Here is a 22,732-nt window from a genome sequence, read left to right as displayed (position 1 = left end):
CAGGCGGATCCTGCCGGACAGGCCCTGGCCGAGACGGGGCCGGAGGACCGTGCCGGACAGGCCGTGGCCGAGACGGGGCCGGAGGCCGGGGACCTGCCCGGCCTTCTCCTGCCCGGCCGCCTCCTGCCCGGGCGCCCCTCCCCGGGCAGGACGGCGAGGACCGCCACCCCCACGACAGCGCCCGTCAGCGGCTGAGCCGCGTGAACTTCCGTACCGCGAGCGGGAAGAAGACCGCGAGCAGGACGAGCGGCCAGAGGACCGCGGTCCCCACGTGGCCGGACTCCCCGGCCGGGCCGAACAGGTCCCGGGCGGCTTCGGCGGTGTGGGAGATCGGGTTCCACTGCACGACCGTGCCGAGCCAGTCGGGCATGGAGCGGGGGGACGCGAAGGCCGTGGAGAGGAACCCGACCGGCCACACCAGGATCTGCACGGCCTGCACCAGTTCGGGCTTCCCGGCCACCAGGGCCAGGTGGATGCCGATCCACAGCATGGCGAAGCGGAGCAGCAGGAGCAGCCCCACGGCGGTCAGGAAGGCCGCCGGGCCGCCCTGGGGGCGCCAGCCGAGCGCGGCGGCGACGGCCAGGAGGACGCCCAGACCGAGCACCGACTGGAGCATGTCGGCGGCCGAACGGCCCACCAGGACGGCCCCGTCGGTCATCGGCAGCGAGCGGAACCGGTCGACCACGCCCTTGTCGAGGTCCTGGGTGACGGCGACCATCGTGCCCTCCAGACCGAAGGCCATGGTGAGGGCGAGCATGCCGGGCAGCAGGAAGTCGAGGTAGCTGCCGCCGACGCCCCGGCCGCCGCCGACCAGATAGCCGAACATCAGGAGCAGCATCACCGGGAAGACCAGGTTCACCACGACCGTCACCGGCCGGCGTCCCCAACGGGCGAGTTCCCGGCGGGTCATGGTCCAGGAGTCGGTCAGTGCGTAGGTGATCACGCGGTCTCCTCCACTCGGTCGGCGGGCCCGGTCAGGTGCAGGAACACCTCGTCCAGCGTGGGCCTGCGCAGGGCGATGTCCTCGGCCTCGACACCCGCCTCCTCCAGGGCGCGGACGACTGCCGTCAGGGCCTCCATCCGGTCGGTGACGGGGGCGCTCAGCAGGCGACGGTCGGGGTCCACCGCGACCGCGCCCCGGGCCGCGGGGAGCAGGGCGGCGGCCGTGCCCAGTTGTCCGGCGTCGCGCAGGACGACGTCGATGCGGTCGCCGCCGACGGCCGCCTTCAGCTCGTCGGCCGTACCGTCGGCGATGACCCGCCCGGCGTCGACGACCGAGATGCGGTCCGCGAGCTGGTCGGCCTCCTCCAGGTACTGGGTGGTGAGCAGCACCGTGGTGCCCCCGCCCACCAGGGAGCGGACCGACTGCCACACCTCGGCCCGCCCGCGGGGGTCCAGCCCGGTCGTCGGCTCGTCCAGGAACAGCACCTCCGGCTCGGTGATCAGGGACGCGGCGAGGTCCAGGCGGCGCCGCATGCCCCCGCTGTACTGCCCTACCGCCTTGCGGCCGGTGCGGGTCAGGTCGAAGCGTTCGAGGAGTTCGTCGGCGCGGGCGCGGGCGCGGCGGGCGCCGAGGTGGTGCAGTCGGCCGAACATCTCCAGGTTCTGCCGTCCGCCGAGTTCCTCGTCCAGCGCCGCGTGCTGCCCGAGCAGCCCGATCCGCCGGCGCACGGCGTACGCGTCGCGCACCACGTCGTGTCCCGCCACCTCGACGCGGCCCGCGTCGGGACGCAGCAGGGTGGCCAGGATCCGCACCAGGGTGGTCTTGCCCGCGCCGTTCGGACCCAGCACGCCGTGCACCGTGCCCCGCGCCACCGTGAGGTCGAGGCCGTCCAGGGCGGGAACGGCGCTCCCCCGTCCGCTCCCGCCACCTCCCCTCCCGCTCCTGCCGTACGTCTTGCGCGCCTGTTCGACGGTGATCACCGCGTCGGCCACTGTCACTTTCCTTCCACTAGTCAAGTTTGACCATTGCGACTGAGCCGCCGACGGTAACTCGGGACCGAGCTACTGGTCAAAGTTGATTAGCTGTCTCGGTTGCTTCTGTTTCCGGTCCCGGCGATGCCGGGTGGCTGGTGATGGCGGGTGTCTGGCGATGGCGGGTGGCTGGCGATGCCGGGTGTCTGGTGATGGCGGGGTGCGGCACCGAGAGCCGCGGTTACTCAGCGGCGCCGGCTGCCGCCACGGCTCCGACGGCGGGTGCTGCTCCGGCGGCGGGCGCGACTCCGACGGCGGGTGCGGCGGCGGTGCGGCCGACGGTGCCGACCGGTGCCGGCTACGTCAGCGCGTGTCGCCCGGGTGCCGTTCCCCCGTCGCGTACGGGTTCTCCTCGCCGTCGGCCAGGACGCCTACGAACGGTTCGCCCTCCCCGCGGAACGTGTAGGCGCCGGACTCGATCTGCTCGATCAGCTCGCGGGTCCACACGGCCTCGGCGTCGGCCGTACGGTCCCAGAGCCGCATGATCTGGCCGATGTGGCCCAGCGCCTCGGGCCCGCCCTCCAGCAGGTAGTCCCCGGCGATCCTCGCCCGCCACTCCTCGATCCGCCGGATCCGCTCCCTCAGCAGCTCCGCGGCCTCCTGGCGCGGCAGGTCGACGATGAAGCCGACGGCGGCCGACTTCACGTCCATCTTCTGGTCGTAGTCGACCAGGGCCGCGCGCAGCAGCGCGTAGTACTCGGCGTCGCCCGCCTCGGTGATCTCGTACTCGGTGCGCGGCGGACCACCTGCCGTCGACGGGGCGATCTCGTGCGCGTACAGCAGCCCCTGCTTCGCCATCTGCTTGAGGGCGTGGTAGATCGAGCCCGGCTTGGCGTTGGACCACTCGTGCGCGCCCCAGTACTCGAGGTCGTTGCGGACCTGGTAGCCGTGGGCCCTCCCGTGCTGGCGCACCGCGCCGAGCACGAGGAGACGGATCGCTGACATGCGCCCAGCGTAGGACGCCCGGGCGTGCTCCCGGCCGCTGCCCCGGTCCCCGCGCCGCGGGCCCGGGGACCGGCACGGGGACCGGCACGGGGACCGGCGCGGGGACCGGCGCGGGGCTGCCGGACCCGCCGCCGGGGCTCACCCCCGGCCGTCACCTCCGCGCCCGCGCTTCACCCCTGCTCGCCACCCTGCTCACCGCCCTGCTCCCGCGCGACCAGCTCGAAGGCCGTCGCGCCGTCCAGGGACTCGCGGATGATGTCGGCGTGGCCCGCGTGCCGGGCCGTCTCGCGGATCAGGTGCAGACACAGCCACCGCATCGACAGCCACTCGTCCCTCGGGTTCCACGACGCCTTCGCCACCAGGAACGTGTCGTCGAGACTCGGGACCGAGCGGATGAACGCCTCCGTCTCCGCGGCCACCTTCTCGTAGTACGCGAGTTGGTCCGCCACCGTCTCGTCGCCGACCAGCCGGAAGCACTCGTGCCAGTTCGACTCGTCCCTGTGGACCGCCGGCGGCTCGGCCTTCGCCCGGGCGATCCACCCCTGTTCGACCTCGGCGACGTGCTTGAGCAGCCCCGCCAGGGACAGTTCGCTCGCGCTGGGCCGGGACGACGCCTGCTCGTCGGTCAGCCCCAGCAGGGCGCGCCGGATGCTGCCGCGCTGTTCGGCGAGGAAGGCCAGCAGTGCCCCTCGCTCGTCACCGGGCTCCTCGGGTCCCACATGCGTGACCATGACCGTCCGCCTTCCGTCGTTGGGGGGCAGGAGTTCCTGCAGGAGTTCCCTGCCGCCTGACACGAAGGACGCTACGGGCCATCGAGGTCAGTTTCTGTCCTCGATGGCCCGTGCGGGAAGAAGCGGTCCGGTCCGAGTCCGGTCGGGTCCGGTCGGTGTCCGGTCCGGTCCGGTTGCCCGGGCATCGGTATCCGGCATTCCGTATCCCGGTATGCGGTCCTCGGGGTTCGGTGTCGGGCGGTCGGTGTCCGGTGGGACGCCGGGACGGCCCGTCCGGCCGTCAGAACGGGAAGCCGCTCCGGCCGTGCTGCACCGAGATCCACTTCATGGTGGTGAAGGCGTCCAGCATGGTGTCGCCGTTGAGGCGGCCGATGCCCGAGTGCTTCTCGCCGCCGAAGGGGACGATCGGCTCGTCGTGCACGGTGCCGTCGTTCACGTGGAACATGCCGGTGTCGATCTGCTTGGCGAAGTTCACGCCCCGCTCGGTGTCCCCGGTGTGCACGGCACCGCTCAGGCCGTACGGGGAGTCGTTGACCAGGCGTACGGCCTCCTCCTCGCCGTCGAAGGGGACGAGGAAGACCACCGGGCCGAACACCTCCTGGCGCAGCAGCGCCGAGTCCGCCGGGACGTCGGTGAGCACGGACGGCTCGACGAGGTTGTCGGTCCGCCCGCCCCGCACGAGCGCCGTCGCGCCCTCGGCGAGCGCCTGCTCGACCACGCCCGACAGGGCGTCCGCCTGCTGGGAGTTGATCACCGGGCCGATGACGGTCGCGGGGTCGCTAGGGTCGCCGGCCTTCAGGGACTTCACCTTGGCGACGAACTTCTCGGTGAACTCGTCGGCCACCGCACGGTCCACCAGCACCCGGTTCGCGGCCATGCAGACCTGCCCCTGGTGCACGTACCGGCTGAAGACGGCCGCGTCCACCGCGTAGTCCACGTCGGCGTCGTCGAGGACCACCAGGGCGCTGTTCCCGCCCAGTTCGAGCACCGAGCGCTTGAAGAGGGAGGCACAGACGGTGGCGACGTGACGGCCGACCTTGTCGGAGCCGGTGAAGGAGATGACCTTCGGGACCGGGTGCTCCAGGAAGGCGTCACCGATCTCCGCGATGTCCGTGATGACGACGTTCAGCAGCCCGCCGGGCAGACCGGCGTCCTCGAAGATCTTCGCGATCAGGGAGCCGCCCACGATCGGCGTGTTCTGGTGCGGCTTGAGCACCACTCCGTTGCCGAGCGCCAGCGCCGGGGCGACCGACTTCAGCGACAGCAGGAAGGGGAAGTTGAACGGGCTGATCACACCGACCACGCCGACCGGCACGCGGTAGACGCGGTTCTCCTTGCCGTCCACGGGCGACGGGATGATCCGGCCCTCCGGACGCAGCGCCAGGTGCACCGCCTCCCGCAGGAACTCCTTGGCCAGGTGCAGTTCGAACGCGGCCTTCAGCCGCGTCCCGCCGAGCTCGGCGACGATCGCCTCGGAGATCTCCTCCTCGCGCTCCTCGACCAGCCGCAGCGCCTTCTCGAAGACCGCCCGGCGGGCGTACGGGTTGGTGGCCGCCCACTCCTTCTGCGCGCGCGCCGCCGACCGGTACGCCTGATCCACCTCGTCGACCGTGGCTATCGTGATCGAGGCCAGCTTCTCGTCGTCGTACGGATTGAAGTCGATGATGTCCCAGGAACCCGTGCCCGGGCGCCACTCACCGTCGATGTACTGCTGGGCCAGGTCGGTGAAGTACGACGACATGTGATCCCTCAATCCCTCGCTGCCGGAGCCGGCACCGGACCGACCCGCTGGTCTGATCGCACGTCATCGTACTTACGTTTCAAGAGAGTTGGAGCAGTCCTCGCAGAAGGTCCCGGCTCTCCGACGGGCCCGGGCAGTCGTGCTGGAGCTCCTTGAGCGCCGTCTCGTACTGCGCGACGTCCTCGGCCTTGTCCAGGTACAGGGCGCTGGTCAGCTGCTCCAGGTACACCACGTCCGAGAGGTCGGACTCGGGGAAGCTGAGGATCGTGAACGCGCCCGACTCCCCGGAGTGCCCGCCCATGCTGAACGGCATGACCTGCAACCGCACGTTGGGGTGCTCGGACACGTCGATCAGGTGCTGGAGCTGGCCGCGCATCACCTCGCGGTCGCCGTACGGCCGGCGCAGGGCGGCCTCGTCGAGGATCACGTGGAAGTCCGGGGCGTTCTCGGAGACCAGGTACTTCTGCCGCTCCAGCCGCAGCGCCACCCGGCGGTCCACGTCGGCCTCGCTCGCCCCCTTCATCCCGCGCCGGACGACGGCACGGGCGTACTGCTCCGTCTGCAGCAGGCCGTGGACGAACTGCACCTCGTACGCCCGGATCAGCGACGCCGCGCCCTCCAGACCCACGTAGGTCGGGAACCAGGTCGGCAGCACGTCCGAGTAACTGTGCCACCAGCCCGCGACGTTGGCCTCCTTGGCGAGGGAGAGCAACGAGGTGCGCTCCTGCTCGTCCGTGATGCCGTACAACGTCAACAGGTCCTCGACGTCCCTGGTCTTGAAGCTCACCCGGCCCAACTCCATCCGGCTGATCTTCGATTCGGAGGCGCGGATCGAGTAGCCCGCCGCCTCACGCGTGATCCCCCGAGCCTCACGCAGTCGCCTGAGTTGTGATCCGAGCAGCATGCGCCGCACCACCGATCCCGGCTCTCCCGCGCTCACGTTCGCCAGCCTCCCCAACGTCTTCAGACGCCGCAGTCTGCCACTAAAACACTCCGAGCTGTACTCGCCCGGTTACGGAAATGGATTCAAGCCAAGGAATCCGTTCAGGAAGGATCAACCGGGGGGCAAGAGGACAGCCGGAAGTGGACAGCGAGATGACGGAAAAATTGGCCAACAAGCGGTACGGGCAGGGCGATTTCGGTCAGCTGCACGTGCATCTGCCCTTGCATCTGCTGTTCGCATCCGAAACCATGGTCCCGCACCACCGCCGCCTCGCTTGGACCGCGAATTTCCGGGAGTGCCTCGCATGGGGACGAATGGATCGACCATGCTCGAGCCGTTACGGCAGGGCCTTCCGCCACTGGACCCCGCGGCCGTTTCCGACGCCGCCTCCTGCGCCCTCCCCGCCCGCTACGAAGCGGTGGGTGACGCCCGGAGGTTCACGCGGACGACCTTGGACCAGTGGGAGCTCGGCGACCGGTTCGACGACGTGTGCCTCGTGGTGTCCGAACTGGTCACCAACGCCCTGCGGCACGCCCTGCCGGCCGACGTGTCACGGCTCTGCGGCCAGGAGCCGCCGGTCCGGCTGCACCTGATGCGGTGGACCGAACGCCTGGTGTGCGCGGTGCGCGATCCCAGCCACGCCAGCCCCGTCGCCCGCGACTCGGAGGACTTCTCGGCCGAATCGGGGCGCGGACTGTTCCTGGTCGAGTCCTTCAGCGACGGCTGGGGCTGGCACCCCATGGCGGGCGCGCTGCACGGCAAGGTGGTCTGGGCCCTGTTCCGCCTGCCCTGTCCTGGCGGCGACCCGCGCGCCCTCCCCGGATGACGAACGCCCCCGCATCACGGCGTCGCGCTTCTACGCGCGTCACCGGCTCCTGGGCAACGGGATCAACGGGTGCGGCAGGGGCCACAGGGGCAAGCGGGGCAACAGGGGCATCGTCAGGCGGGTCCGTGGCACCAGGTGACGGCACCACGTGATCGCAGCAGACGACCGCAGCAGATGACCGCGTCAAGGGCTGGACGCGGGATCCGCCGTGGCGGACGACGACCGCCTGCTCCTGCCTCGCGCCTCGCGTGACTGCTTGCCGCCGACTCCGCCGGGCGGATGGTCGGCCGGGCGGGCGGACGGGTGGTCGACCGGACGAACGGGCGGCCATGTCGGCGTCGGGCGGTCGGCCGGGCGCGCGGTTCGGGTCAGCCCACGACCAGGTGGTCGAACTCGCCGTCCTTCACACCGAGGAGCATCGCCTCGATCTCCGCGCGGGTGTAGACGAGCGCGGGGCCGTCGGGGAAACGGGAGTTGCGCACCGCCACGTCACCGCCCGGCAACCGGGCGAACTCCACGCAGGAACCCTGCGAGTTGCTGTGCCGGCTCTTCTGCCAGGCCACGCCGTCCAGCGTGGTGGCCGCCATGCCGTTGTACGCGCCGGACGCGTCGGCACCGTCGTACACGTCACCGTCGTACACGTCGTGGTCCACAGGTCGCTCCCCGGTGGTGCACTGGCTGAAGTGGCCATTGATGCATCGGTCAACTGACCCGGATCATAGCTGTGTTTCACGTGCAGGTGCATGGGCAGATGCACGTGCACGGCGGGTGTTCCTGTGGTTACAGGCGCGACGGACCCGGTTCGAGCGTCTCCCGCGCCGGGCCGCTCCGTCCTCCGGACTCCCGCTTCCCCTGTGAGACGCATCCAAGGGCTCGCATGTTCCCTCGTGTTTCCTTATGTTCCGTCCTCACGCCTGTGCACGTGCCCAATTTTCCTTTCCGTGCGTTCCCGGCGGTCGGCGCGCGTGACAAGGCCCACTCGTGTCATGCGACCTGCGTCACTGCCTCTGGTGGGGTCCGGCGCGGGTCCTGTTAGCTGACTGCGTCGTGTCCGGCCGCACAGGCCACTACAGCTCAGGCCACTACAGCTAGGGGGCTCGCAGTGACGTCGGTGGCACCCGTGACAGCGTCCACATCAGCGGCCCCAGGGCCGGCGTCCCCGTCGACGACGGGGACGTCCGAGGTGTCGACGGGGATTTCGGCAACGGCAGCGGGGGTGTCGGCGGTGCCGGGAGTACCGCCGGTACCGGAGCCGGACACCGGTCCCCGTACGGCGGGCACCCGCCCCGCCACCACCGGCCGCGCCACCGGCACCCGGCGGCGCACGCGTCTCGCAGCGGCCGGCAGCGGCCTGGCGGCCGTACTCCTCCTCACCGCGTGCAGTTCCGACGGGGACTCCGGTGACGCCACCGGGCCCGACGCCACTGCGTCGGTGACCGCGAGCGCCGGCTCGGGCGCCGGCTCGGGCGGTGCGGACGCACCGGACGGCTCGGACAGCGCGAGCAGCGCCCCGGCCGGTGCGCTGGAGGGCAGTTGGTTCACCACGGCCGGGGGCAAGGCCGTCGCCCTCGTCGTCACCGGGGAGCAGGCGGGACTCTTCGCGACCGGCGGCACCGTCTGCAGCGGCACCGCACAGGAGGCCGACGGGACGTACACCGTCTCGCTGGACTGCGGCGACGGCAACGACGACCGGGCCGAGGGCACCGTCGACTCCGTGACCGGGTCGACCCTGAAGGTCACCTGGGACGGGCCGCTCGGCACCGAGACGTACACCAAGGCCGAAGGCGACAACCTGCCGACGGGGCTGCCGACGGAGGGGCTGGGGCTGGGCTCGTAGGCGGTGGGCGAGTCGGGGCCCGTAGGCGGGGCGGGGGCCTGTTGACGGGCGGGGCCTGTCGGCACGCGGGGGCCTGTTGGCGCGCGGGGCCCTGGGCGTGCGGGGCTCGCTCGTCCTACGGAGGCCCCGGTCCCGGGCAGTCGCGTCCGGATCCGCCCGCGGGGGCGGGACGCCGGTGGGGTGAGTTCGCCGGGTCGGGCGGCACACCGGGGACCGTATGCGTGATGATCGGTGCGCACCGCCACTGATCCCCGGGGGACCCTCATGCGCGCCATGCCCGTCACCGCCACCGCCGTCGCCGCTCTCCTCCTGCTGACCGCCTGCGGCGGCGACAGTGGTGAGGGGGCCGACAGCGGGGGCGACAGCAAGAGCACGGGGCGTGCCGCAGCCCCCTGCACGATCGGTCAGGTGCGCGTGGAGGCCGGTGCCGCGAGCGTCGCTCCGGTCGACGGCGACACCGGCGAGGTGCCCGTCACGGTCCTGAACCAGGGCGACCCCTGTGTCCTGCCCGGCACCCCCCAGGTGTTCCTGGCGGGCGCCGGCGACTCCGAGAGGACCGACGTGCCCTTGGTCGAGGGGGCCAAGCCCCGGGACGTCACCCTGGCCCGCGACGGGACGGCCTCCTTCGTCGTCACCTATGTGCGCGGGCCCTCCTTCGACCCCGGCGATCTGCACTTCGGCCTCTCCCCCGAGACGGCCACCGAGAAGGTCTCCTGGACCTACGGCAGGATCGCGGCCACCGAGGACGGCGAGCACCAGGTCTCGGTGAGCACGTACCAGCAGACGGGCGACTGACGGCCGTACGAAGCGGAGGCGGCCCCGGGACAACCTCGCGACCTGCCCGAAGCCGACGCCGTACGAAGCGGAGGCGGCCTCAGGGGAGCCGCGGGCGGGACCCGACCCGGGCGTCGTCCGCCGCCCGCACGCCCTCCTCCCAGCCCGCCGCGTCGTCCACTCCGCGCAGCCGGGTGGTCGTGGTCTCGGGGAAGAGGTCGTCCAACCGCTCGGTGACCGCAGCCTCCCGGGAGGCGAGCACCGGCAGCAGGTCGTCGGTGACCTGCGTGCCGGCGGCCTCCGTGAGGCGAGCGCCCACGCGGTGGACGTAGGCGGCGAGGAAGGACTGCCTGAACGTCTTGGTCCGCTTCCGTCCGCCCGCACGCTGGGCGGCCTCGGCCTTCGTCATGGCGGTGGTGGCCTGCACGAGCAGGGAGGTGTGGAGGAGCTCCACGGCCTCCAGGTCGGAGGCGAAGCCGACCACGGTGCTGAACCCGAGGGCCTCGTTCCACACCGCCCGGCAGTGGTTCGCGGTGGCCACCGCGTCCAGCAGGACCGCCTTGGTCTGCTCGTAGGGCGCCTCCACCCCGATGCGCCAGCCCACCGGCGCCTCCACCGCCGGCGCACCGGCCGCCAGCAGCGCCTCGTCGACGCTGTGGCGCGCCATCAGCTCCTGCGCCTTGGCGCTCAGCGCCTCCGCCTCCTCCGGGTAAGCGGTCGCCTCCGCCTTGGCCAGCAGCGCCCGGATGCGGGTGAGCATGCGGGACTCCGGCGCCGCCGCCGTGCCTCCCGCCCCACCCCGTGACGGGACGGTGCCCGCCGGGGGTGGCTCGTCGAGCGCCTCCAACGCCGGAAGCCGCAGCAACAGGCGGTAGAGCTCCAGTACGGCCGTGGCGTGCGAGAAGCGGTCGGTGCGGGGCGCGGGCTCGGCGGGCAGACCGTCGAGCTGGGCCTGCCAGCGCGGGCCGCGGGCCCGGTCCTGTGACGCCTGGTCGCGGATGAGGGCCGCCACCAGCCGCACGCACCGCTCGTCCAGCTCGCGCCGCACGATCCGTACGACATCGGCGGGCTGCCAGTTCCGCCGCCACGCCGTCGCCACGAACTCCTGGCCACGCCGGGCGAGTTCGACGTCCGCCGCGGGATCGGCGGCGAGCAGGGAGGCACCGGTGTCGAGCGCGGTTTCGGCCGGGTCGTAGAGGGCGGCGCGGAAGGCGCGGTCGACGGTGCTGGACGTACTCACGCTCCGATCGTGCCACGCCCCGCGCACCACCCGGCGAACTGTCAACTGACGGTTGACACCCCACCCCTGTCAACCTACAGTTGACACATGACGACGAACCCCACCATCAGGGCATCCGTGCGGCTCGACGACCTCATCTCGGCCATCAAGGAGGTGCACGAAGAGCCCCTCCAGCAGCTCCAGGACGCGGTGCTCGCGGGTGAGCACCTCGGTGACGTGGCCGACCATCTGATCGGGCACTTCGTGGACCAGGCACGACGGTCCGGCGCCTCCTGGACCGACATCGGCCGGAGCATGGGCGTCACGCGGCAGGCGGCGCAGAAGCGCTTCGTGCCGAAGGAGAGCGTCGACCTCGATCCGAACGAGGGCTTCAGCCGCTTCACGCCCCGCGCCCGTCGGACCGTCATGGCCGCGCACGAGGAGGCCCGGGCCCTGCACCACTCCGAGAGCCTGCCCGAGCACCTGGTCCTCGGCCTGCTCGCCGAGCCCGGGGGACTGGCCGCCAAGGCGCTCACCGAGCAGGGCGTCACCCTGGACGCGGTCCGCGAGGCCGCCCTGGCTGCGCTTCCCCCCGCCGCCGAGGAGGGGCCCGAGCTGATCCCGTACGGTCCGGCGGCCAAGAAGGTCCTGGAGCTCACGTTCCGCGAAGCCCTGCGGCTCGGCCACAACTACGTCGGCACCGAGCACGTGCTGCTCGCGCTGCTGGAACACGAGAACGGGACGGGCCCGCTCAGCGGCCTCGGCATCGAGAAGGCCACCGTCGAACGGTACGTCGTCGAACTGCTCGCCCAGTTCGTCGAGACGCGCGAGGAAGGAGTGGAAGAGGCAGGAGAGGGAGCGTAGGGAACGGGCGCGAGCAGGAGGCGGTCGAGCCCGGAGGCGTCCCGCCCCGGAGGCGGTCGAGCCCGGAAGCGCCCCGACCCGGAGGCGCTCTGCCCCGGAGACGATCGGACCCGGAGGCGATCGCCCCGGAGGCGCTTGGATCCCGAGGTGGTCGAGCCCAGAGGCGGTCGTGGCCGCGCACGTTCGTGGCCGCGCACGTTGGTGGCCGCGCACGGCCGGCGTCCCGGGATCAGTCCCGGCGCCGAAGGGCGTACCAGACGGCGGGGCAGCCCGCGCCCGGGTCCGCACTTCAGCACGCGATGCCGCCCGCATCCTCATTGTCAGACCCCCCTGTCAGACTGCGCAGCATGACCGGCCACTGGGCGCTCGCCCCGGCCGAGGACGGTGGCGTCGACGTCGCCCGCCTCGGTCCGGACGGGCTGCCCGACGGGCCGGTGCTGCGGGAGCCCGGTCCCGCCGAGGCCGTGCGGAGCCGTCCCGGTGTCACGCGGTGGGTGTGGCGGTCCACCGCAGAGGTCTACCCGCGCCTGCTCGCCACGGGGGTGCGAGTGGAGCGGTGCCACGACCTCGAGGTCGCCGAGACGCTGCTGCTCGGTCACGAGGGCCGGTACGGGGAACCCCGCTCCGCCGCGGCCGCCCTGGCCCGGCTGCGCGGTGGCCCCGTACCGCCCGACCCGCCGCAGCGCACGGCCGAGCCGGGCGCGCAGTCCTCACTGTTCGAGCCGCACGGCGTCCACGTCCCGCTGACCGACCTCCTCGCGGTGCACGCGGAGCAGCTGCGCCGCGCGGGGGCGACGGCGCACCCGGACCGGATGCGCCTGCTGGTGGCCGCCGAATCGGCGGGGACGCTCGTCGCGGCCGAGATGAACCAGGCCGGTCTGCCCTGGCGGGCGGATGTGCACCGCGCCCTGCTGCACGACCTGCTCGGCGACCGGTACGCGGGCGGCGGCGAGCCCCGCCGCCTCGCCGAACTGGCGCAGGAGGTGTCCGACGCCTTCGGCCACCGGGTCCGCCCCGACCTGCCGGCCGACGTGATCAAGGCGTTCTCCCGCGCCGGCGTCAAGGTCACCTCCACCCGGCGCTGGGAGCTGGAGTCCGTCGACCACCCGGCGGTGGAACCGCTGATCGCGTACAAGAAGCTGTACCGCATCTGGGTCGCCCATGGCTGGTCCTGGCTTCAGGACTGGGTACGGGACGGCCGGTTCCGGCCCGAGTTCCTCGCCGGCGGCACCGTCAGCGGACGCTGGGTGACCAACGGCGGGGGCGGCCTCCAGATCCCCAAGGTCATCCGCCGCGCCGTCGTCGCCGACCCCGGGTGGCGGCTCGTGGTCGCCGACGCCGACCAGATGGAGCCGCGCGTCCTCGCCGCGATCTCCCGCGACCCCGGGCTGATGGACGTCGCCGGCCGCGCGACCGACCTCTACCAGGAGGTGTCCGACCGGGCCTTCTCCGGAAACCGGGACCAGGCCAAGCTGGCCGTCCTCGGCGCGGTGTACGGCCAGACCTCCGGCGACGGCCTGAAGAACCTCGCCGCCCTCAGACGCCGCTTCCCGCGTGCCGTCGCCTACGTCGACGAGGCGGCCCGCGCCGGTGAGGAGGGCAGACTCGTGCGGACGTGGCTGGGCCGCACCTGCCCACCCGCGGCCCGTACGTCCGAGGACGCGGTGGAGGAGGCCGGCATCCCGGTCGCGGAGGACGAACCTGCCTCCGAGGCCCGCCCCTGGGTGCCCGGCTACGCCTCGACCGACGCCCGCGCCCGGGGCCGCTTCACCCGCAACTTCGTCGTCCAGGGCAGCGCCGCCGACTGGGCCCTGCTGCTCCTCGCCGCACTGCGGAAGGCCCTGACGGACAAGGCGGCCGAGCTGGTCTTCTTCCAGCACGACGAGGTGATCGTCCACTGCCCGGCCGAGGAGGCGGAGGCGGTGGTGGCCGCCATCCGGGAGGCGGCCGACCTGGCCGGCCGCCTGACCTTCGGGGAGACACCGGTGCGGTTCCCCTTCAGCACCGCCGTGGTGGAGTGCTACGCCGACGCCAAGTGATCAGCGGGAGCGGGGCCGGTCCCCGTCGCCGGCCTCGGGTGCGGAGGCGCCCGGCGCCCGGTCGGTGACGGCGCGGGAGGGGGCTCGACGCCCCCTGGGCGAGCGCGGATGGAGACGAACACGTCGCCCGGCCCGCTCCCCCGGCGCCGCGGGCGCCCGTCCGCAGTCGTCGTGATCGTGGTCATGACGTTGATCGGGGTCGTGGTCGTGGCGTTGGTCGGGGTCGTGGTCCTGGGCGCAAGGGCGCTCCGGGTCGCAGTGGGCGGTGCCCCGGGCCAGCTCTCGGGTGAAGTCGCGGACCAGGTCGTACGGCACGTACCGTCCGTACGCGGTCTCCTCCAGCAGTGCCACGTCGACGAGCCGTGCCAACGCGGCCTCGGCCCGCAGGGCGTCGGTGCCGAGGAGACGGGCCACCAGGGGCACGCCGTAGTCGGGCAGGTCGAGCGCCCCGATGCGGTACAGCACGAGCGCCGCGTCCCGGTCGGCTTCCCGCTCGGAGGCGGCGAGCGCGTCGTGGGCGACGGCAAGGGAGCGGCGGACGCTCAGGTCGTCGTGCTCGAGGTACGGCAACCGGCTCGAACCGCGCGCCAGTCGACCCGCCAGGGTGCCGGGTGTGAGCGCCTCACCGGCCCTCAGCCGGCCCGCGGCGATGCGCAGCGCCAGGGGCAGCCGACCGGTGAGTGCCACGAGAGGATGTCCGGCGTCGAACTCGTCCCGGCCGGAGACCTCGCGCAGCAGGGCCGCACCGTCCTCGTCCGACAGGGGGCCGAGGGGGAAGCGCGCGACCCCGTCGAGCGCGGTGAGCGGCGACCGGCTGGTGACGATCACCGCACACCCGGGGCCGACCGGAAGCAGGGGTCGGACCTGGGCGGCGTGCGCGGCATCGTCCAGGATCAGCAGCGTGCGGGTCGGTGCGAGCAACGAACGCAGCAACGCGGCGGCGGCCTCCGGGTGTTGGGGGACGTCACAGGGAGCGCATCCGAAGTCGCGGAGCAGGGCGGAGAGCGCCTCTGCCGGGGCGAGCGGTGCCGCGCCCGGGGTGTTCCCGCGCAGGTTGATGTAGAGCCGACCGCCGGGAAAACGTTTTTTCAGATCCTGCGCCACCCGCACCGCGAGTGCGCTCTTCCCGACCCCCGCCGTCCCGCTGACGACCGCCACCCGGGAGGCGTTCCAGGACGTCGGCGGGCCCACGGTCGTCCTTGCCGGAGGGGCAAGGACACGGCACAGCTCGTCCCGCGGCTCCACGCGCCCGACGAAGGGCACGGGTGCGGCCGGAAGGGGAACGGGCCGCGTCACGACCGGCACCGCCCCGAAGTCTGCGGCGGGGCGGCGTACGCCCTCGGCCGGGGAGGAGTCCGGGCGCGGAACACCGGACGGCGGTGGCACAGGCGGCACGGACGGCACGGACGGGGCCGAGGTCACGGGCACGGACGGCGAGGACGACGACCGCACAGGTGCCCCGCCCCGCCCGACGGTCCGGGACCCCGGCGCCACCTCAGTCCCGTTCTCCGGGCGAGTCGTCGCGCACAGCCCCGTCGACGCCGACGCCGACGCCGACGGGAAAGCTGACGCGGTCAGATGAACCGGAACGGCCGACCCTGCCGATCCTGCCGACCCGGCCGACTCGGCCGACCTTGTCGAAGAGGCCACGGCACCCGCCGACCCGGCACCGCCCGAAGTGGCCGAGGAACCGGCAGCGTCCGAGGCAGCCGAAGGAGCCGCGGCAGCCGACGCCTCGGCGACACCCGAGGTCGCGGAGAAACCGCCGGCACCCGACCCGGCCGGAAGAACCACCGCGCCCGCCACACCGGCAGCGTCCGAGGTTGCCGAGCGACCGGCAGCATCCGAGCCGACCGACGCACCGGAGGCACCCGCCCCTGCCACCGAACCGCACGCACCCGCCCCACCCACTGAACCGGCAGCGCCCGACCCCGCCGCCGAAGCTTCGGTGGGCCGGGCGGCCGACGAGGAGCGCGCGGTGGCCGGGGACGAGGCCAGGAAGGAGGCGACGAGCGGGGCGAGCGACGACCGACGCCGGGGAGCCGTCGTCGAGGCCGCAACTGCGGACGGCGGCCGGCCTCCACCGCCGGTCCCCGCGGCCTCGGCCCCCGGCCGCGCCCGGTCACCGGACCCGAGCCGGTCACCGGACCCAAGCCGGTCACCGCGGCTGTGACCGGACGGCGGTCGTCCTCCCCTGGTAGCCCCCCGGAGCGGCGGAGACACGTCCGCCGCCGGCGAAGCAGCCGCGGCGCCGGGCCGCCCTCCGGTCCGAACGGCGTCCGTCCCCTGCAACACCTCCACGTGGGCCTGGCGCACCCCCGGCCCCGGCTCGATGCCCAACTCCTCCACCAGGCGGGCCCGCAGGTCCCGGTGCACGGCCAGCGCCTCGGCCCGGCGGCCGGTGCGCTGCAGGGCGAGCATGAGCTGACGGTGGTACGTCTCGCGCAACGGGTACTCGGCGACCAGCGCGGTCAACTCCGGTACGAGGTCCGCCAGTCGGTCCCGGTCGTCCCCGAGGCCCAGCTCGGCGTCGTAACGCCACTCCAGGAGCAGCAGCCGCGCCTCGCTCAGCCGCCGGGCCAGGGCGTGGCCGCCCACCTCGGGCGGCAGCCCGGCCAGGGGGGCGCCCCGCCACAGCGCCAGGGCGTCGGTGCACGCGCGGACGACCTCGTCCCAGTGCCCCGCGGTGTGCGCGGCGCGGGCCGTGTCCGTGAGGGCGTCGAAGAGGTGGACGTCCAGTTCGCCCTCGCCGACCCGCAGCAGGTAACCGGTCGGCTCGGTGACCAGCCGGTCCGGCGCGTCCAGCATCCGCCGCAGCCGGGCCACGTGATTGTGGAGGGAGGGGTGTGCGGAGGGCGGCGGGGCCCCTCCCCACAGGGTGTCCTTCAGCGCGTCGACGGACACGACCCGGCCGGCGCCGAGCAACAGCGCGGCGAGCAGGATCCGCAGTTTGGGACTGCCGACCTCCCGCATGCTCGGCCCGGTCGCACCGGGGGCCGGACGGTGGAGCACCGGCGTCCCCAGGAGTCCGAACCGGAGTTCACGCCGCACCACCCCCTCGCACCCCTGCCTTCCCGCCCCGGCCACCGGGGCCCGTTCGCCTGCCCCGTCCCCTTCCGTGCCGGCCGACCGGCGCGGGATGGTGAGACGGTGTGCCCGACGCTGAACCATTGGCCTCATGTTAGCGATCCGTTGGCAAGATCTGATGTGATCACATCATCGGATCCCGGCCCAGGGGTGCGCGCGTAGTACGCGCAACTCGGGGGAGTGTCGCCGCTGCGGCCCGGTCCGGTCGCGAGGGTCCCCGGTCGGCAGAGGTGAACGACCGGGCCCCTCGTCCCCCGGCGTTCCACGCTCTCCGCCGACTCCGAAGCCTCCCCCCACACGCACCAGGCGTCCCACACGCCCCACGCGGCCCCGCCCGGCGTACCCTCCGGCACCGCACCGTCCCGGCCCGCCCGACCCCGCGACGACGGACTTCCTTCAGGGCGTCCGGGCCCGCGCCTCCCGTCGGACGCGACCGGTCACGCCCCGGAGGGCGTCCCCCAGCTCCCGGCGTCCCCGCCCCGCCACTCGATCACGGCGCTCTGCCGCACCCAGTCGTCGTCCACGTTCTCCAGTCCCGCGAGCCGCAGGAACTCGACGACGTCCAGCAGCCCGTACGCCATGCCCAGGAACCGCCCGCCCGCGCGGACCCGCCGCCCGCCGTCGGAGGCCGGGGGGTAGATCACGATCGTCGGTGCATCGGCCATGGGACCAGAGTGCGGCGTGATCAGCGGGTGCGCACGCGGGACGCCTGCGACGGAACCACCTGCCGCCGCGCCCGGACCGTGCCAAGCTGGTGCCATGACCACCGAGACGATCGAGGTGCGCCCGGCATCGGTGTTCGAGGACGTACGGGCCGTACTCGGCCCCAAGTCGCCGACGGCCAACGTCTGCTGGTGCCTGAGCTACCGCATCCCGTCCCGGCTCAACAACGCCCTGCGCGGTCCGGACCGCGGCGCGTACGTGGCCGACCTGTGCCGTGCCGATCCCCCGCCCGGAGTCATCGCCTACGCAGGTGACGAGCCGGTCGGCTGGGCGGCGGTCGCCCCGCGCGCGGACACCTCCTTCGCCCGCAACCGCAAGATCCCCCACGTCGACGACCTGCCCGTCTGGTCCCTGTGGTGCATCCGGGTCCGGCCCGGCCACCGCAAGCAGGGCATCTCCCACGCCCTCATCGACGGCGCCGTCGACTTCGCCCGCGCCCACGGCGCCCCCGTCGTCGAGGCGTACCCCCTGGACAACGGCGACGCCCGGGTCGACCTGACCATGGCCTACGCCGGCCTCCGCAGGAACTTCGAACGCGCCGGCTTCGTCCACACCGCCGACACCACCTCGGTCCTCGCCGGCCACCCCCGCATCCTCATGCGCCGGGACCTGCGGATCTGAGCCGACCGCCCCTGCTCACGGTCCCGCGTACGGCTCGCACCCCACGCCGTCCCCGTCCCGGTCGAGATGCGAGCCGTAGCCGGGCTCCCCCGCGTGCACGGGAGCCGCCCCGGCGTCCCGGGCCGCGTCGCAGTTCTCGTAGTACACCCCGGAGGCGTCGTCGTCCGGTGCCGGCGCCGTCGCCTCGTCCCTGGTACGCGTCCTCGTCTCGGTGACCTCCACGGTCTCCGTGGCCGTCACCGTGGGAGCCTCCGTCACCCGGACCTCGGCCGTCGGCCGCACCGAGCCGGCGGGCGACTCGGAGGCCGGGTCGTTGCTCGCCGCGGCAGGTGCGGACGGTGCGGGCTCGGAGGACTCGCCGACCCTGCCGGTCTCACGCACCGGCTCACGACTCCGCGACGGTGCCCGATCGGGCTCCCTCTCACTCCCACCGGGCCCCACGGTTTCCAGCACTGCGCCCACCAGACCGAAGAGCAAGAACACCCCCAGCACCCCCACCAGCAACGCCCCCGCACGCGCCGCACACCCCCCTCCCGCCCACCACCGCCGCACCCGCCACACAAGCCCGCGCCGTCTTCTGCCGTCGGTCATGGACATCACCTCAAGGGATCGACCAGCCCTGCTCCTCAGTGCAGCACCGCCCACTCCAAGCCGCACGTCCGGCGCGGCAGCCCCCGGAGGTCACACGCCTCGCCTCAGCCCCACGACGTGGCTCCCCACTCTCAACGGCCCCCGGAAGTCCTCCTCCGCGGGACTCCCGGACCCTCTCCCTCCGACGCGTCGCGCCTCCCGCCCGGAACGACCGTCTCCCGGACCGACTGACCCCTCCGAGCTGTGGAGATGCCGTGACCGAAGACCGCAAACAGGTGACCGTCCGCGCCACATGACAGAGTGTTCGAAGCCGGCTGGGGGCGCGCAGGCCCTCACCCGATGGAGTTGACACGCACGGGGAGGGGGTTCGTCCGCATGGCGTGGGACGAATGGGAACAGATCAAGGCCGAGGTCGCCCAGAAGCAGGCGACGTCCATGCAGTTGAACCGGGTCGCTCCCGATCCGGGCCAGGGCAGCGGGGGCGCAGCACCCGATCTCGTGGTGCACGACGACCAGTTGGGCAAGCTGGGCAACATGGCCTACGACCTGCGCGAGAGGTTGACGGTCGACGGCGACCTCGCGCGGCCGAGCACGTTCAAGGCCTCCATCGATCTCTTCAACGACGGCCTGGACATGGGCTCCGCGCTCACCGCACTGCACGACGCCTGGAACACCAAGTCGGGCACCCTCAAGGAAGCGTGCGCCCACATCTCGAACCACCTGGACTTCACGCGGGCCCAGCACGCCAAGGACGAGGAACACGTCGTCACCGGCATGCGCAACGCCACGGGTGACCTGATGACGGTGTCGCGGATCAACGACTACTACGCCCCCAAGTCCGCGGAGGCCTGATACAGGTGGCAACCGACATGCTGACGGTCGAAGAACTCAACAGCCTGCGCCTGGGCACCCTGAAGACCGCCGTGGACGACTGGCGGACCATGCTCGACCGACTGGAAAAGCTCGCCACGGGCGGCGACGGCCAGGTCAGCGCCAAGGACCTGCAGAAGAAGGCGGTCGCGGCGGACTGGGTGGGCGTCAACGCCACCGTCTCCCGGCAGTTCGTGACCAGGACGGCAGCGCAGTTCAGCGACGCGGCCGCCGAGGCGAAGAGCGTGCTGGGCATCCTGAGTGACGCCCACGCCGCGCTGACGCAGCACAAGCTGGACCTCCAGACCGCGCTCGACGATCTGGGGAAGCGGTACATCTACGTCGACGGCACGGGCCGGGCCGTAGCCTCGGTACCTCCTCCCATGGTCTCGGGAAAGAGCGACATCCCCAGGCCGTCGGATCAGGACCTGGAGATCGCGCAGCGCCGAGTCAAGAAGATCCTCTGGGCGGCGACGGAAACCGACCGGATCGCCGCCCGTGCCCTGCGCCAACTCGCCAAGGACAAGTACGACTTCACCGACCAGGGGTCGACCGGCCTGAAGGACGCCGACCAGGACCAGGGGAGGGCGGACGCCGAGTACTGGCGCAAGGAGATCGCCAAGGGCAACGTCCAGGACTGGAGCGAGGAAAAGCTGGCCCGCTTCAACGAGACGCTGAAGAACCACCGGGACAATCCCGCCTTCACCAACAACCTCGTCCTCGACCTGGGCCCCGACGGCACGCTCCAGTTCTGGCGCGACCTGGCCGACCCCAAGGAGACACCCGAGGGCGAGCGCGCGAAGCTCCTCGGCGACGTCCAGAAGAACCTCAGCATGTCCCTCGCCACCGCCTCCCACAGCACCTCACCGGAGATGGAGGCGTGGAAGAAGGACCTCATCGCCGCAGGTGGCAAGACGTACGGGCACGAAGGCATCATGACCAAGGCCTACGGCTTCCAGATCATGAGCAATCTCATGGTCAAGGGGAAGTTCGACGAGGGCTTCCTCGACGACTACTACAAGGGCCTGCGCGCCTTCGAGGAGAAGAAGGGGTTCAATCCCGCGTCGCTCTGGGGCAACCCCGGTATGGGAGGGACCCACCTCGACTACACGACCAAGGGCCCCGACGGTGAGTACGGAACGACCAGCAGCGACCCGATGGCCGGCTTCCTCCGCGCCGTGTCGCACAACCCCGACTACGCCACCGAGCTGTTCGGCCGCGAGGACGCGGCCGACTACCTCCTCAACGAACGCGAGTACTACGACGAGGACAGCCCGTACCACGAGGGCGACGGCACGATCCAGTCCCGCAACGCCCTCGGCAAGGCCCTGCTGGCAGCAGGCACCGGCCTGAACCCGGACCAGCCGCACATCATCACGTCCTACGACCACACGGACGAGCAGCGGCAGGCCTTCGACGGCATCCTGAGCCGCCTGGCCGCCAAGGGCGACGACTTCCCACCGGAACTACGGGACGACATGGCGGTCCTCCTGGGCAACTGGGGGGCAGACGTGCACCAGACCGCCAGTTCCATAGGTCCTGGCGACGGGCCACTCGACTACAAGGAGTTGTTGGGGGTGTCCAAGCAGATTTCGCGCGATCAGAATTCCTACGGCGCTTTGATGGAGCATATGAACCAGGCCATCATCGCTGACATCCACGCGGAACATGAGGGCGATCCGAGGGAGGAGCTCATCCGAGCCGGAAGCACCGTTGGTTTTATGGAGTCTGCCCGCTACCAAGCACTCGTGACGGATAAGGAAGACGCCTCTTGGCCTGCGAAGTGGGCCTATCACGGATTCGGTGGTGCAGCCAACTTCATACCAGTGGTCGGCGATGCGGTGCAGCGAGGAGTGGACGCGGCAGCCTACGCCTGGCAACAGGAAGAAGAAAGGCGAATCGACGACGAAATCAGGCTGGACGCGAGCGAGACCTTCTCCATACGCCAGACGCATTTGCAAGCGCTCAGCAAGGAGTGGGCTCAAGCCAACCCCGATCACGAGCTTTCTGCAGAGGCAGACGAACGAATTCTGCATGAGGCGATCGGAACTAGCGCTTCCAATGCAAACAAAACCGCCAACGGGGTGGCAGGTGTTATCCCGCAGTGAGTAACAAGATGTTGCGGGCGTCGCTTCTGCTGACGTCGACCCTTACCCTGCTCCTGACTACCACCGCCGGGTGCAACTCCTCCTCCGGGTACCAGATTCCCACAACCATCTGCGGAAGGAAAATCGATCAGTCTGCACTGCAGCCTCTACTACCCTCCGGGAAAACCTTCGAAGCCCGCCCGCAGATTTCCGACGACGACCAGTCGTCGTGCCTCGTACTCGTTGACAAGTCCCGCACGTTCCTCATAAGCGAAATTCGGGACCAGAACAGATTCGATGTCATGAAATTCGCGATGGAGAACCGTTCCTCCCAAAATCCGGAAAAATCTGAGGTCGGCGACGACACCGTGACATCCGACCGCTGGCTCATGTCCATGAACGCCTGCACAGGACACGGCAGAGGGGACTACTACATTCTGGATCTGGACATCCTTGACGAAGGACAGTCGAAACCCAAGGAACTCGCGCGATTTGCCCAGTCCTACTTGCCGGATGCGATGAAGGCGATGGGTTGCACAGAATGACCGGCAGGTAGGCCAGAGAGCCACAAGGCGAGGAGTTCCTCAGCGCTAACCGGTTTGGGGAATAGCAGCGCAGATTCGTCATACAGCCAGTCGCGGCTGGTCTGCTCCTGGCCGAGCCGTTCGGCCCTGTGGATCTCGACTTGGCTGGGACGACATGGCGATCCTCCTATCGGGCTCTATCGACCGACAAGGAAGACCCCCCTAGGAAGCAAAGTGCGCTTATCACCTGATCGGCGGTACTGTCAACTTCATCCCACTTCATCCCCGTGGCTGGACATGCGGCGTAGCGTTAAGTGGATACCGCAACCTACGCCC

General features: G+C 71.6%; 20 protein-coding genes. 9 read left to right on the top strand and 11 right to left on the bottom strand.

Features of this window, described 5'->3' with window-relative positions; all coding sequences use genetic code 11:
• Positions 1–184 precede the first annotated feature (184 nt).
• The 6 genes from AB0F01_RS22535 to AB0F01_RS22510 all read right to left on the bottom strand — a co-directional run bounded on the left by AB0F01_RS22535 (position 185) and on the right by AB0F01_RS22510 (position 6,295).
• On the bottom strand, positions 185–943 hold the full coding sequence (locus AB0F01_RS22535; protein WP_362098546.1) for an ABC transporter permease: 759 nt from the start codon (positions 941–943) through the stop codon (positions 185–187).
• Positions 940–1,935, bottom strand: coding sequence for an ATP-binding cassette domain-containing protein (locus AB0F01_RS22530; protein WP_362098544.1), 996 nt, complete (start codon positions 1,933–1,935; stop codon positions 940–942). Before AB0F01_RS22530 ends, AB0F01_RS22535 begins: the two co-directional genes overlap by 4 nt.
• 342 nt (positions 1,936–2,277) lie before the next feature.
• Positions 2,278–2,919 (bottom strand): PadR family transcriptional regulator, encoded by a 642-nt coding sequence (locus AB0F01_RS22525; RefSeq protein ID WP_362098541.1) that lies wholly within the window; start codon positions 2,917–2,919, stop codon positions 2,278–2,280.
• Between the two features lie 170 nt (positions 2,920–3,089).
• Positions 3,090–3,650, bottom strand: coding sequence for a DinB family protein (locus AB0F01_RS22520; protein WP_362098665.1), 561 nt, complete (start codon positions 3,648–3,650; stop codon positions 3,090–3,092).
• A 280-nt stretch (positions 3,651–3,930) separates the two neighbouring features.
• Positions 3,931–5,391, bottom strand: coding sequence for an aldehyde dehydrogenase family protein (locus AB0F01_RS22515; protein ID WP_362098539.1), 1,461 nt, complete (start codon positions 5,389–5,391; stop codon positions 3,931–3,933).
• 79 nt (positions 5,392–5,470) lie between these two features.
• Complete coding sequence (locus tag AB0F01_RS22510; RefSeq protein ID WP_362098662.1) at positions 5,471–6,295, bottom strand: helix-turn-helix transcriptional regulator; 825 nt, start codon at positions 6,293–6,295, stop codon at positions 5,471–5,473.
• A 364-nt stretch (positions 6,296–6,659) separates the two neighbouring features.
• Between AB0F01_RS22510 and AB0F01_RS22505 the strand changes: the two genes are divergently transcribed.
• On the top strand, positions 6,660–7,160 hold the full coding sequence (locus AB0F01_RS22505) for an ATP-binding protein (RefSeq protein WP_362098536.1): 501 nt from the start codon (positions 6,660–6,662) through the stop codon (positions 7,158–7,160).
• Positions 7,161–7,528: 368 nt separating this feature from the next.
• Here AB0F01_RS22505 and AB0F01_RS22500 read toward each other — a convergent pair whose 3' ends face one another.
• A complete protein-coding gene (locus tag AB0F01_RS22500; RefSeq protein ID WP_362098534.1) occupies positions 7,529–7,813 on the bottom strand; it encodes a DUF397 domain-containing protein in 285 nt (94 codons plus the stop codon).
• A gap of 698 nt (positions 7,814–8,511) precedes the next feature.
• Between AB0F01_RS22500 and AB0F01_RS22495 the strand changes: the two genes are divergently transcribed.
• Positions 8,512–8,997 (top strand): hypothetical protein, encoded by a 486-nt coding sequence (locus tag AB0F01_RS22495; protein WP_362098659.1) that lies wholly within the window; start codon positions 8,512–8,514, stop codon positions 8,995–8,997.
• A 264-nt stretch (positions 8,998–9,261) separates the two neighbouring features.
• On the top strand, positions 9,262–9,792 hold the full coding sequence (locus tag AB0F01_RS22490) for a DUF4232 domain-containing protein (RefSeq protein WP_362098531.1): 531 nt from the start codon (positions 9,262–9,264) through the stop codon (positions 9,790–9,792).
• Between the two features lie 79 nt (positions 9,793–9,871).
• On the opposite strand, the gene AB0F01_RS22485 is transcribed toward AB0F01_RS22490, so the two are convergent.
• On the bottom strand, positions 9,872–11,011 hold the full coding sequence (locus AB0F01_RS22485) for a DUF2786 domain-containing protein (protein WP_362098528.1): 1,140 nt from the start codon (positions 11,009–11,011) through the stop codon (positions 9,872–9,874).
• Between the two features lie 87 nt (positions 11,012–11,098).
• Between AB0F01_RS22485 and AB0F01_RS22480 the strand changes: the two genes are divergently transcribed.
• Positions 11,099–11,854, top strand: coding sequence for a Clp protease N-terminal domain-containing protein (locus AB0F01_RS22480; RefSeq protein ID WP_362098525.1), 756 nt, complete (start codon positions 11,099–11,101; stop codon positions 11,852–11,854).
• Positions 11,855–12,201: 347 nt separating this feature from the next.
• Positions 12,202–13,893, top strand: coding sequence for a bifunctional 3'-5' exonuclease/DNA polymerase (locus tag AB0F01_RS22475; RefSeq protein ID WP_362098522.1), 1,692 nt, complete (start codon positions 12,202–12,204; stop codon positions 13,891–13,893).
• On the opposite strand, the gene AB0F01_RS22470 is transcribed toward AB0F01_RS22475, so the two are convergent.
• Complete coding sequence (locus AB0F01_RS22470; RefSeq protein ID WP_362098519.1) at positions 13,894–16,866, bottom strand: BTAD domain-containing putative transcriptional regulator; 2,973 nt, start codon at positions 16,864–16,866, stop codon at positions 13,894–13,896.
• Between the two features lie 551 nt (positions 16,867–17,417).
• Positions 17,418–17,645: a hypothetical protein gene (locus tag AB0F01_RS22465; RefSeq protein ID WP_362098516.1), complete on the bottom strand. Its 228-nt coding sequence runs from the start codon at positions 17,643–17,645 to the stop codon at positions 17,418–17,420.
• Between the two features lie 94 nt (positions 17,646–17,739).
• Here AB0F01_RS22465 and AB0F01_RS22460 point away from each other — a divergent pair, with 94 nt between their 5' ends.
• Positions 17,740–18,324 (top strand): GNAT family N-acetyltransferase, encoded by a 585-nt coding sequence (locus AB0F01_RS22460; RefSeq protein WP_362098513.1) that lies wholly within the window; start codon positions 17,740–17,742, stop codon positions 18,322–18,324.
• Between the two features lie 15 nt (positions 18,325–18,339).
• Here AB0F01_RS22460 and AB0F01_RS22455 read toward each other — a convergent pair whose 3' ends face one another.
• Positions 18,340–18,705: an excalibur calcium-binding domain-containing protein gene (locus AB0F01_RS22455; RefSeq protein ID WP_362098510.1), complete on the bottom strand. Its 366-nt coding sequence runs from the start codon at positions 18,703–18,705 to the stop codon at positions 18,340–18,342.
• 585 nt (positions 18,706–19,290) lie between these two features.
• Here AB0F01_RS22455 and AB0F01_RS22450 point away from each other — a divergent pair.
• The 3 genes from AB0F01_RS22450 to AB0F01_RS22440 are packed head-to-tail and all read left to right on the top strand — an operon-like array spanning position 19,291 to position 22,417.
• Positions 19,291–19,767, top strand: coding sequence for a hypothetical protein (locus tag AB0F01_RS22450; RefSeq protein ID WP_362098507.1), 477 nt, complete (start codon positions 19,291–19,293; stop codon positions 19,765–19,767).
• Positions 19,768–19,772: 5 nt separating this feature from the next.
• Positions 19,773–21,893: a hypothetical protein gene (locus AB0F01_RS22445; protein ID WP_362098504.1), complete on the top strand. Its 2,121-nt coding sequence runs from the start codon at positions 19,773–19,775 to the stop codon at positions 21,891–21,893.
• A complete protein-coding gene (locus AB0F01_RS22440; protein WP_362098501.1) occupies positions 21,890–22,417 on the top strand; it encodes a hypothetical protein in 528 nt (175 codons plus the stop codon). Before AB0F01_RS22445 ends, AB0F01_RS22440 begins: the two co-directional genes overlap by 4 nt.
• Positions 22,418–22,732: the final 315 nt, after the last annotated feature.

The sequence above is a fragment of the Streptomyces sp. NPDC029526 genome (assembly GCF_040637405.1).
Classification (GTDB): domain Bacteria; phylum Actinomycetota; class Actinomycetes; order Streptomycetales; family Streptomycetaceae; genus Streptomyces.
This window is presented reverse-complemented; position numbering and strand designations above follow the sequence as displayed.

What these genes read in the sequence shown, in the direction of transcription:
- AB0F01_RS22475 (WP_362098522.1), top strand. Translation starts at nt 12,202, where the DNA reads ATGACCGGCCACTGGGCGCTCGCCCCGGCCGAGGACGGTGGCGTCGAC.
- AB0F01_RS22450 (WP_362098507.1), top strand. Translation starts at nt 19,291, where the DNA reads ATGGCGTGGGACGAATGGGAACAGATCAAGGCCGAGGTCGCCCAGAAG.
- AB0F01_RS22505 (WP_362098536.1), top strand. Translation starts at nt 6,660, where the DNA reads ATGCTCGAGCCGTTACGGCAGGGCCTTCCGCCACTGGACCCCGCGGCC.
- AB0F01_RS22515 (WP_362098539.1), bottom strand. Translation starts at nt 5,391, where the DNA reads ATGTCGTCGTACTTCACCGACCTGGCCCAGCAGTACATCGACGGTGAG.
- AB0F01_RS22510 (WP_362098662.1), bottom strand. Translation starts at nt 6,295, where the DNA reads ATGCTGCTCGGATCACAACTCAGGCGACTGCGTGAGGCTCGGGGGATC.
- AB0F01_RS22490 (WP_362098531.1), top strand. Translation starts at nt 9,262, where the DNA reads ATGCGCGCCATGCCCGTCACCGCCACCGCCGTCGCCGCTCTCCTCCTG.
- AB0F01_RS22525 (WP_362098541.1), bottom strand. Translation starts at nt 2,919, where the DNA reads ATGTCAGCGATCCGTCTCCTCGTGCTCGGCGCGGTGCGCCAGCACGGG.
- AB0F01_RS22480 (WP_362098525.1), top strand. Translation starts at nt 11,099, where the DNA reads ATGACGACGAACCCCACCATCAGGGCATCCGTGCGGCTCGACGACCTC.
- AB0F01_RS22470 (WP_362098519.1), bottom strand. Translation starts at nt 16,866, where the DNA reads ATGCGGGAGGTCGGCAGTCCCAAACTGCGGATCCTGCTCGCCGCGCTG.
- AB0F01_RS22465 (WP_362098516.1), bottom strand. Translation starts at nt 17,645, where the DNA reads ATGGCCGATGCACCGACGATCGTGATCTACCCCCCGGCCTCCGACGGC.
- AB0F01_RS22460 (WP_362098513.1), top strand. Translation starts at nt 17,740, where the DNA reads ATGACCACCGAGACGATCGAGGTGCGCCCGGCATCGGTGTTCGAGGAC.
- AB0F01_RS22520 (WP_362098665.1), bottom strand. Translation starts at nt 3,650, where the DNA reads ATGGTCACGCATGTGGGACCCGAGGAGCCCGGTGACGAGCGAGGGGCA.